3 protein-coding genes and 1 pseudogene are annotated in these 11239 nt (G+C 36.3%); 3 read left to right on the top strand and 1 reads right to left on the bottom strand.

Annotation, left to right across the window (positions count from 1 at the left end):
• Nucleotides 1-231: 231 nt before the first annotated feature.
• Entirely contained in the window at nucleotides 232-2727 is a 2496-nt protein-coding gene (locus AFK68_RS26375; protein WP_094676466.1) for an HAD-IC family P-type ATPase, read from the bottom strand.
• 2131 nt (nucleotides 2728-4858) lie between these two features.
• Between AFK68_RS26375 and AFK68_RS39910 the strand changes: the two are divergent.
• The 3 genes and pseudogenes from AFK68_RS39910 to AFK68_RS26365 all read left to right on the top strand — a co-directional run.
• Nucleotides 4859-6508, top strand: a pseudogene (locus tag AFK68_RS39910) (DUF3536 domain-containing protein); the annotation flags it as partial.
• A 75-nt stretch (nucleotides 6509-6583) separates the two neighbouring features.
• Complete coding sequence (locus AFK68_RS39905) at nucleotides 6584-7744, top strand: DUF3536 domain-containing protein (protein ID WP_371357570.1); 1161 nt, start codon at nucleotides 6584-6586, stop codon at nucleotides 7742-7744.
• Nucleotides 7745-9404: 1660 nt separating this feature from the next.
• Nucleotides 9405-10814 carry a glycoside hydrolase family protein gene (locus AFK68_RS26365; RefSeq protein ID WP_094676462.1) on the top strand — a complete coding sequence of 470 codons (1410 nt, stop codon included), beginning with the start codon at nucleotides 9405-9407 and terminating at the stop codon, nucleotides 10812-10814.
• Nucleotides 10815-11239 lie beyond the last annotated feature (425 nt).

The following is an 11239-nucleotide window of genomic DNA, read 5'->3' as shown; positions in this document are numbered from 1 at the left end:
GCTCACTCCATCTTTTGTTGCGGATATGGCAATAGAAGTTTTTGCCTATAAAATTCAGAGTTCAGCTTTGAGCAAATTAGAAATAGAAATTTCATTCATGTCTATTGCGACATACGCAATAGGAATTTTGACTTCAAGTGTCGTTAATTTTCTTTTATTAATTAGCTATTTAAGAGAGACCATGTACTTTTTTCCCTATTCCCTATTCCCTATTCCCTATTCCCTATTCCCTCAACTCAGATCGACACCTAAAAATTTGTCTAGAAGTTTTGCTCGCCAGACATAGCGTAATAATAAACACCAAACTAAAGCTACCCAACTAATCGCAACATAATCACGGATACTCAGTAAAGATAATTCAAAAAATTGACGTAGAGGAGGAACAACCAAAATAACTATATAAACCCCTAACAAAACTAATGCAACAAAAGTATACCGCCAGTCACCACTATAAACTTCTCCACCCACCCAAGCTTTTGTGGGGGGCTTCAGAAAAGGCACTAACAATAAACCACATAAAATCATAATTGTAACTAGGGCACTACGCGGAACTGAAAGAAATTCATTAACTTGGTCAAGGTCAATAACTAACTCATTTCCTGAAAATGGTATTGCTAGATAAGTTAAATAAACTCCTAAAGCTACAAGAGTCAGAGTCAAAGTAGCAGGCAAAGTAAAATGAAGTAGAGAGCGCACTATACTACGTCGAGGTAATATTCCTGGTTTAGCCCAAATCGGAATACAAAAAGTAGGAAATCCTACTGATATTAGAGTAACAACTGCACTGTGTTTATTTAATAGTGGGAAAGTACCGCCGATAAATCCACCAATAAATCCTGTAGCAAAAATCAATAGACTGACACAGAATACCCTAATCATAAATAATTTCAATACATCTTGTATACCATTACGAATCCGTTGTCCTTCCAAAAAAGTATGAGGCAAAGAGGCAAAAGAATTGTTCAATAGGACAATATCTGCCACACTACGAGTCGCCTTACTACCTCCTTCCATAGCGATCGCCAAATTAGCTTCTTTTAGAGAGAGAACATCATTAACCCCATCCCCAATCATCGCTACATAATGACCTTGATCCTTAAAATTACGGATCAGTTTAGCTTTTTGGCTAGGAGTGACACGGCCAAAAATTGTCTTAGATGCTGCTGCTTGAATAAACTGAGCTTCATCTAGTTTGGCTAATTCCCAACCAGAAATAACTTGGGTATCTGAACCAAGTCCTGCTTGTGAGGCCAAAGCACCTACAGTCTGAGGATTATCTCCAGAAATTACTTTGACTTCTATCCCTGCTTCCGAGAAACCCTTAATAGTCTCACGAGCTTCTGGCCTAAGTTCATCTTGAAAACTAATAATTCCTAGAGGAAAAAGTTCAGTAGGTAATTGTGGTTTTTCTAAATCTTGGTTTAAGCTATTAAAGTTGGGGTTATGAGCAAATAAAAGCACTCGGAATCCTGCCATTGTTAATTCTTGAATCTGCTGAGTAACTTTCGTACTGAGGGGTGTAACTTCAGCTAATATTTCTGGAGCGCCGAGAATATATGTCCCAGATGGTGAATTTTCCTCTTGACTGGCAAAGCTCATACCACTCCATTTACGATCTGAAGAAAAAGGGATTTCAAAAATTAGAGAACGTTGACTTCCAGAGAAAACCTCTTGTAGAGCTTCAATAGTTTGATTTTTAGAAGTGGTACTAGCTGCATACTCACCTAATAGACTTCCCAAATTAATTTCATCAAGCCCTATGGGATAAATAGCTTGTAAACTAATACGGTTAGCCGTTAAAGTCCCAGTTTTATCCAAGCATAAAATATCTACATTACTTAATGATTCAACAGCATTAGCCTGCTGAATTAGGACTTCCTGTCCCACCATTTTGACTGCCCCTAGAGCATAAGCTAGAGTGATAGCCAAATAAAGCCCACTTGGCACTAGGCCAGCAATTACAGCAGCATATTGAACAGTGTCAGCAAATGTATAAAATCCAAAGTACCAATTAATAGTAACCAGTATCCACAGAAAGCATGACAAGAGTAAAAATACTCTGATGACTAAGTTAATTTCTTGTTGGAGGGGGGTGTAAATTTGGCGAAATGCTCTAGCACTAACTGTTAGTTGATAGGCCAAACTTTCGGTTCCTACTTTTTGGGCTTCATAGTAAGCAGTACCACTGACACAGAAACTACCAGAATAAACTGGTTGGCCTGCCTGTTTAGGAATTAGATCGGATTCCCCAGTTAAAAGTGATTCGTCCATTTCTATTTGGCCTTCTCCTACTATTTGTCCATCAACTACTATTTGATCTCCAGCATTAGCTACTAATATATCTCCTACAACGATTTCACTGGGATCAATGTTTTGTTGTTTACTTTCTCGAATAACGGTAGCTAATGGTCTAGTTAATAGGGCAATTTGATCTAATTTTTGTTTAGCCCATATTTCTTGGCAAACACTGACTATGACGCCACCTAAAATAACAACGATCACGAGGAAAGCATCACCATAACGAGAAAGAGAAATTAAAACAAGGCTAATGCTGAGGAAAACGGTATTGATAAAGGTAAATAAGTTTTCCTTTAATATTTGGCTGTAGGAGCGACTTGTGTCTAGTTTGACATGATTTCCTAAGCCAGAAGCACGACGAGCTGTTACCTCATCTTCTGTGAGACCGTTAATGATTGAGGTATTATTGATATTGTGCCGATCGATCATGACATTTAGACTAATACCATTTCTGTGTAACAATGTACTTAATAATTCTTGCTTAAATCTTAATTGTGCCTATGATTACCATTTATATATTAAGTGCAACTTCATAGAGAAATGGTATTAAGTATAAAGAAATCTATGTAATCATAAATCAGGTGATCAATAATAGACATCTGGTGGAAAATAAATAAACCTTTTAGTTATATTAGCTAAAGAAAGAAAAAGTCACCAGAAAANATGGTATTAAGTATAAAGAAATCTATGTAATCATAAATCAGGTGATCAATAATAGACATCTGGTGGAAAATAAATAAACCTTTTAGTTATATTAGCTAAAGAAAGAAAAAGTCACCAGAAAAAGTCACCAGAAAAAATCCTTTTTACTGCCTTTTTCGTAAAAATATCTTACCTGTTCCCAGTTAAGTATTCCCTGTTCCCGACCATGCGCAAAAAATCTAGATCTTTTTCACGCCTAGGTCTAATATATATACTTTTGTAGGTGTTCTTTCTGCTCCTGTTGCCTTATCCTAGATATCTCTAAAGTTACTGACATTAAGTAAATGGCCTTTTGAGGATAATGATATTAGGATAATGATATTAGGAATTATGAATCAGCTAACGGAACAGTAGGTTTAATTATCTGTAGAAGTAAGAATTGTTTGAGGAAAATTTACTTGCTTTAGTGCTGTTTGCCTTGAATTTCCCTTGCCTACTTAACTAAATTTCAAATAATAGTGATTGTGAATATAGCGTTTCTCAAGCTTATGAGGTACACAAGCTCTTTAATTTCTTTTCTATTCCCTACTCCTCATTCCCTATTCCCTATTCCCTATTCCCTATTCCCTATTCCCTATTCCCTGTTCCCTGTTCCCTAAAACAAACGAATTTTGTACCTCACGCTTCTTGGGAATTGCTATAGTGATTAACTGCCAGTTTTCGACATCATATCATGTCTGTTTAGAGACTGTTTGTCAAATAAGTATTAAGAAAGCATCACTTGTGACTAAACATATATTCCTAGATTTAATAGCGACAAATATTTGTCTTGATTTATTCCTCCTTATTCCCTGTTCCCTATTTATATTTCCTGATACATTCAATCTCTTAATTAGTGATAAAAAAACTTTCTCTTTCTCCTACTCGTGATATATTATTTAATTTCCGCCTCTTATCCCTCCTAAATCAGGATTCAGGAGTCAGCATTTCTCAGTTTTTCAGTTAAAATTAACTGTTATAAAAATTTTCACAACCAATTTAGGATTGTTATAGCATTTTAGATAAATTTTTACTACATATTTCTGTTTCTTGTTCCCTATAAACACAGTGCTTTTAACATAATTTGATGAAATTGAAATGATTTATTTTTAATTTCTTAATCAAAAGTAATGTTACTAATTTACAGAGAAGTTATAAGTAAAGTTAAGTTTTGTCACTACAGTCTTGCTTTTTGAGTAGGGTAGGCTTTATGATAGGAATTAAGACCTAAGTATTAAATCTTTATTTAACTCTGCAAGCAAGTTTTCAACATTACTATTAGCGAAAACGATCNAAGTTATAAGTAAAGTTAAGTTTTGTCACTACAGTCTTGCTTTTTGAGTAGGGTAGGCTTTATGATAGGAATTAAGACCTAAGTATTAAATCTTTATTTAACTCTGCAAGCAAGTTTTCAACATTACTATTAGCGAAAACGATCGCCTACTAAAGTCAAGGCAAGTTAGGAGGAAATAGTATAGTTTTGAGGTAGTTGTTGAAAGACTAAAGCTTGGCTAACTAATCAAGAGCATCTAAACACAATTTGCCTTTTATCACTCTGCAACAATGGCTAATAAAGAATAAGTGTAATTGAAATCAAAGAAAAAGAGAAAAACTAACCAAGAANTTTTGAGGTAGTTGTTGAAAGACTAAAGCTTGGCTAACTAATCAAGAGCATCTAAACACAATTTGCCTTTTATCACTCTGCAACAATGGCTAATAAAGAATAAGTGTAATTGAAATCAAAGAAAAAGAGAAAAACTAACCAAGAATTGGAATTAAACATCTAAATTAAATGTTTAAAAATAATCCTTAATCTTGGAGTGTCGCCATATTAGGGCGAACAAACTAATTTGTTGTTTTAAATGGAGAATGCGATCGCATGGTTTCCTCATCTGAGACAAACTTGAATCAAGTAAATGACTCTGTTGTAGAAGTTTCATTATCTGAAACAACCAATAATCAGATAACTTCTGTAGCACCTGTACATACTGCCACTGGCGTTTATGTCACCATCCACGGTCACTTCTATCAACCCCCCAGGGAAAACCCCTATCTAGACGCTATCGAACGTCAACCTAGTGCGGCTCCCTGCCATGACTGGAATGAGCGAATTTTACACGAGTGCTATCGCCCCAATGCATTTGCCCGCGTCCTCAACGACCGAGGAGAATTGGTGGGGATCGCCAATAACTACGAATATCTAAGCTTCAATATCGGTCCGACCCTAATGAGTTGGTTGGAACGCCATGATATGGAAGTCTATCAAAAAATTATTGAAGCAGACCGCAAAAGTTGTCAACGACTCGATGGACATGGTAACGCGATCGCTCAAGCATATAACCACATCATCTTGCCCCTCGCCAACGAACGAGATAAATATACTCAAATTCGCTGGGGTAAAGAAGACTTCCGCTCCAGGTTTGGTCGCGACCCAGAAGGAATGTGGTTAGCAGAAACAGCCGTAGACTATCCTACCCTAGAAGTATTAGTTGCAGAAGGCATTCGCTTCATTGTTTTAGCTCCTTCCCAAGCAGAACGTTGTCGTCCATTTTCCAGTCCAGACAACCATGATCCAGAATGGGTCGAAGTAGGTGGCAGTCAAATCGATCCTACCCGGCCTTATCGTTGTTTCTTACGGGGTAGCGACAGTGACAATTCCACAGAAACTCCATACATTGATATCTTTTTCTATGATGGTCCGATATCAAGAGATATGGGATTTAATGATGTCCTCAATAGTTCTCATAATTTGGCCGGACGAATTGGCCAGGCAATACGGGGAGACCAACGTCCCTCACAATTAATCGCTGTTGCCACTGATGGTGAAACATTCGGTCATCATAAAGGCGGTACAGAAAAATGTCTTGCCTTCGCTTTCTTAGGAGAATTTCCTAATCGCAATTGGACAGTAACTAACTTTGCTCATTACCTCAGTATTAATCCTCCTACTTGGGAAGTTGCATTAAAACCAGTAACAGCATGGAGTTGTTGTCATGGTGTTGACCGTTGGCAAGATGATTGTGGTTGCGGTGGTGGTGGCACCTGGCATCAGAAATGGCGGAGACCATTACGAGATTCACTCAATTGGCTACGGGATCAATTTGTTGACATTTACGAAGACTTTGGTCGTCACTTCTTCAAAGATGTTTGGGCAGCAAGAGATGAATACGTTAAAGTAATTCTAGATCGCTCCACTGAGAACATTCAGAATTTCTTTTCTAAGCATCAAAACCACGACCTTAAAGAAGTAGAAAAAGTAGATGCTTTGCGTTTATTGGAAATGCAAAGACATTCTCTATTAATGTTTACAAGTTGTGGGTGGTTTTTTGATGAAATATCTCGACCAGAAGGTACTCAAATTTTACGTTATGCTTCCAGAGCAATAGAATTAGCAGGTGATGTGGCAGGAGTACAATTAGAGAAAGAATTTGTATCTAAACTTGCTTTTGCCCCCAGTAACGTAGATATCTTCAAAACAGGTGATGAAGTTTATCGACAGTTAGTTGCCACAGCTCAAATTACTTTGGAGNTTGATGAAATATCTCGACCAGAAGGTACTCAAATTTTACGTTATGCTTCCAGAGCAATAGAATTAGCAGGTGATGTGGCAGGAGTACAATTAGAGAAAGAATTTGTATCTAAACTTGCTTTTGCCCCCAGTAACGTAGATATCTTCAAAACAGGTGATGAAGTTTATCGACAGTTAGTTGCCACAGCTCAAATTACTTTGGAGCAAGTAGCAGCTCACTATGCAATTAATTCCTTATTTACTACTTATACTCGCGAACAACGAGTTTACTGCTACAACACTAAGCAACATGATTATCAAATGCGACGGATGGGTAATCTGAGTTTGGCAGTAGGTCAGCTACAATTAACTTCAGAAATTACACTCGAATGCAAAGAATTTGTTTTTGCTGTACTGCATTTAGGAGGATGGGATTTCCATTGCTGTATTCAACCATTCACAGGTCGTCGGGTTTATACAGAAATCAAAGAAAGCCTATTTGATGCTTTACAAGAAGGCAGTGTTGCTAATGTAATTATGAGCATGGCTGAGTTATTTGGAAAATCTTCGTTTGGTTTAGGGGATCTGTTTGCAGAGGAACGCCAACGGATAATGACTCTATTGAGTCAAGAAACTCTCAATCGCCTAGATCAATTGTATACTCAGGTGTACCGAGATAATTATAGCATAATGATGGCTTTCCGCCGAGATAATTTAGCTGTACCCCAGGAGTTACAGGTAGCTGCTGAAGTAGCATTGGGTCATCGGTTATTGACAAGTGCGCGAACTTTAGAGGCAGAAAGTAGTGATGGTAAGTTAAGTATTAGTCATTTGGCGGAGTTAGAAGCTCTTGCTAGTGAAGTTGGTCAGCAGCAATGTCGATTCCACAACCTGGAAGTTAAGGAATCTTTAGAAAGGCTAATTGTTAACTCACTCAGGCATATTTTGTATGATAATGAACCGGAGAATTTGGAATTAGATATCCAAGGTTTAGAGCGAATTGTTGAAGTAGGAAATAAATTAAATTTAGGTTTGTCATTAATTGGCGCTCAGGAGATTTATTTCCAATCTCTGGAAAGTCAAATTGTACCTCTTTGTTTGGGTTGTATTGAAAAGCGAAATAATCCTCAGCTACAACAAAATGTAGGAGATATTGGAGTAGAAAAAACCTGGGAATTACCTCAAATTCGCAAGTTATTACAATTGGGTAAGAAATTAGCAATTGATGTAGATCAGTGGTTGAATCAGTTGTATTAAAGCAGCGGTCAACATTCAGCACTCATTAGGAGGATGGGACATCCCAGGTGAGTGTTGAAATAGTTAATTAATAACTAATCTGTGTGTTGAAGTAATTTAGCACACAGTTTCTCCATAATTTATATCATGTCCGCTGGTATCGGAGGGTGTAAACCCCAGGGTTAATAAATACAGGAAATTTCAGTTTTTTCTGGCTCTTAAACTTTCTGTTGTAGGTAATTACCGAATTATTAATAATTAATAATTAAATAATTGTGGTTTAAAGCCTCCCCTTGGATAGGGGAAAAAGCGGTCGTTTAGCGTTCCGCACAACTTCGCACTTCGGCTGTCGCCGACATGTTTGCGGAGCATTCCGTCAGGAAATGCGGAGCATGACCTTAGGATGGGATGGCGTTTGCTAACGCAAAGCTCCGAAGTGCGCCTTTGCGGAGCATTCCGTAGGAAAGCGTCCCGGAGGGAAAGGTTTCCCGCTCTTGCAGATCCACTGCCTCTTCCAGAGGAGCTGCGCTAACGCTAACGTTTTATATGTCGCGCAGCGTTAACGTTTGCGGAGCATTCCGTCAGGAAAATTGTGCGGAACGCTAAACGCCATATCCAATCGACCAAGAGAAAAGTGCTCTTGAATTTCCTTATCTTCAATTCCCGTGCGGCTTTAACCAGAGGTAATTATCAATTATCAATTATCAATTATCAATTATCAATTATCAATTATCAATTAATGAAAGCTCTATTCTATCATTTATAATAAGTATTTAGAATGACTTATTATTTAAAATTATACTGTTTGAATATCTGACAATATTTCTCATCTTTCCCATCATTTTACCCATGAATTATTATGCTGAGGTAATCCTGCACCACTAGGGGATGTTAAGCCTAGCAAATTACTCAAGTTACTCTTGATAAACATACAATGTATAAATATACAAGTTTTTACAGTTTTAAGTCAAGAAATTAAAATCCGAAAGTCTAGTTATTGAAACTTAGACAATTTTAAAAAAAGGATGTTACGAATAATCAGCACTATTAAAATACTCGATCAGAAATGTATATTTGACGAAAAAAATAAATTATGACATAAAAAATGGTATCAAGCCTATTCATTATGATTCCTGACTTCTAAGAAATAGCCTAGTTATTTGTAGCAAACATTTATTAATTTGGTATTAGAAAAAACTGAATTAGAAAATATGCTTAAATTTAAGCATATATACCTTTTTAGAACGAAAAATAAGGTATATATGNGCACTATTAAAATACTCGATCAGAAATGTATATTTGACGAAAAAAATAAATTATGACATAAAAAATGGTATCAAGCCTATTCATTATGATTCCTGACTTCTAAGAAATAGCCTAGTTATTTGTAGCAAACATTTATTAATTTGGTATTAGAAAAAACTGAATTAGAAAATATGCTTAAATTTAAGCATATATACCTTTTTAGAACGAAAAATAAGGTATATATGCCTAAATTATAGAGCGTATTATTAAGTGTAGATCGTGTTATAATACATACCTGTAAATGCCTCAATTAATATCAAAAATGGCGGTTGTTTTACAAAGCTAGCGGTGGACAAGAGGCAGATAACCTTCTATTTTAAGTATATGTACTGTCTATATTGTCACTTTGTATCAGTTTTGTCGTTAGGTATAAATTATGAGTGGAGAAAATTTAATTCCTCAAAGTGGTCTTAATTTAATTAAGAAATTTGAGGGGTATCATGAAAAACTTTCTGATGGCCGAGCAAAAGCGTATCCCGATCCAATTTATGGGTGGGAAGTTGCTACCATTGGGTATGGGAGTACAAAATATCCTAATGGTAGTAAAGTTAGAAGAAACGATATTATTTCCCCTGCTGAAGCAGAGAAATATTTAGCCTGGGAAGTTGAAGAAGTTTGTAAACCTGTTTTAGAAAGAATCCCTACTTGGTCTAAGATGAATCCCAATCAACAGGGAGCTCTTTATAGTTTTGCCTACAACCTAGGTGCAAATTTTTATGGTGGAGCAAACTTTCAGTCCATTACAAGGGTTTGTGATAGTATTTCAAAGTGGGAAGATTTAAATTGGATTACAAAGCAATTTGAAAAATATCGAAACCCTGGTTCTGCTGCTGAAGTGGGTTTGCGGAGACGCAGATGTGCTGAAGCTAAACTATTTTGTAAACCTGTAAAAAATAGTGCGTTTGGTCAAAACAAAATAGACGAAAAAATGGAGGAAAAAATGGAAGTTACCACTGTAGGTTTTGTCCATTCAACCTGGTTAAAATCTAAACCTATACAATCTTCAGAATTATGGGATAATGAGAAAATACTTGTCAAACAACAAGAAAAAATCAAAGTCAAAGAAATATTGCCAGATGCTTACCAACATACTGTACTTACCTTAGAACATCCAAAATTAGCACATGATGGCAAAACCTATCTAGAAAAAGTTTATGCTTATACACCTCACCTAAAATTGAAACAACCAAAAAGTGAGAGGATAAAAAAGCTAGACGTACCTTATTTTTCTCAATTAGATAACGATACCCTTTATTTTGGTCCGGGAAGTCGCCAGTGCAATTTGACTTCTTGTTCTATGTTCTTAGCAGGTTTAAAGCCACAATTAAGGGAAGAATCAAGGCATGCTAACTACAAAGAATTTGAAAGTTTTTATGGTGAAACATTAGCAAAATATGGTGATACCACAGACCATGACGCACAGACTAAAGCATTAAGAGATTTCGGAGTAGAAACTTATTTTTCTTATACACTCTCTCATGCTGATTTAATGCTTTGTCTAAAAGCTGGATACCCAATAGTTTTAGGATTAGCTTATCATGGTAGCGGACACATGGTTGTAGCAACAGGATTTAATTTGGATAAAGAGGAAATTTTTATTCACGATCCTTATGGTGTTAGACATGGTGCTTCTGGTGTTTATGATATAGGTGTTAATGGTTCTTACGATCCTTATAGTTTTGCTACTTTGGAGCAAATATGGCTTGATCTAGGCGCTGAAGCAGGATGGGGAAGAGTTCCTATTGCTATAGATAATAAAAAGACTGGTTTACCTGACAACCTCTAAAAATAATATTAGCCTACTAAGATAATTGATAGTTATTGAGCTATTAGCATTTGTTCTATCTGAAACAAAATTTATCCACCTGAAAACGGAGGTGGATAAATTTTTTGATTTATTGTTTGATGAAGACTAGAATGCTACTAACTATTCTTTATCTAATACTTCAACAAAGGGGATTGGTATATAACCAAAGATACTACCAACAGTAAAACGATGCTCCAAGGAGCAAAAACAAAGCTTAAAAATAGACATATTAATGCCATCCCTGCTGTTCCTACTTTGACAATTTCTTCAGTAGTATTCGTATACATATAAACAGCCAAGAAAGAGATGACAAGACTCATTAACGAAACTGGAATCATCACAACTACCTCAAGTAATGCAGTAGTACGTTCCTTCGGGATAGATCCCTTAGTACAACCTTACCC

It is taken from the genome of Hydrocoleum sp. CS-953 (assembly GCF_002260545.1).
Classification (GTDB): Bacteria; Cyanobacteriota; Cyanobacteriia; order Cyanobacteriales; family Microcoleaceae; genus Trichodesmium.
Note: the sequence above shows the minus strand (reverse complement) of the source record. Positions and strands in the feature narration are given on the sequence as shown.

Coding starts and splice junctions, on each gene's coding strand:
- AFK68_RS26365 (WP_094676462.1), top strand. CDS start 9,405: ATGAGTGGAGAAAATTTAATTCCTCAAAGTGGTCTTAATTTAATTAAG.
- AFK68_RS26375 (WP_094676466.1), bottom strand. CDS start 2,727: ATGATCGATCGGCACAATATCAATAATACCTCAATCATTAACGGTCTC.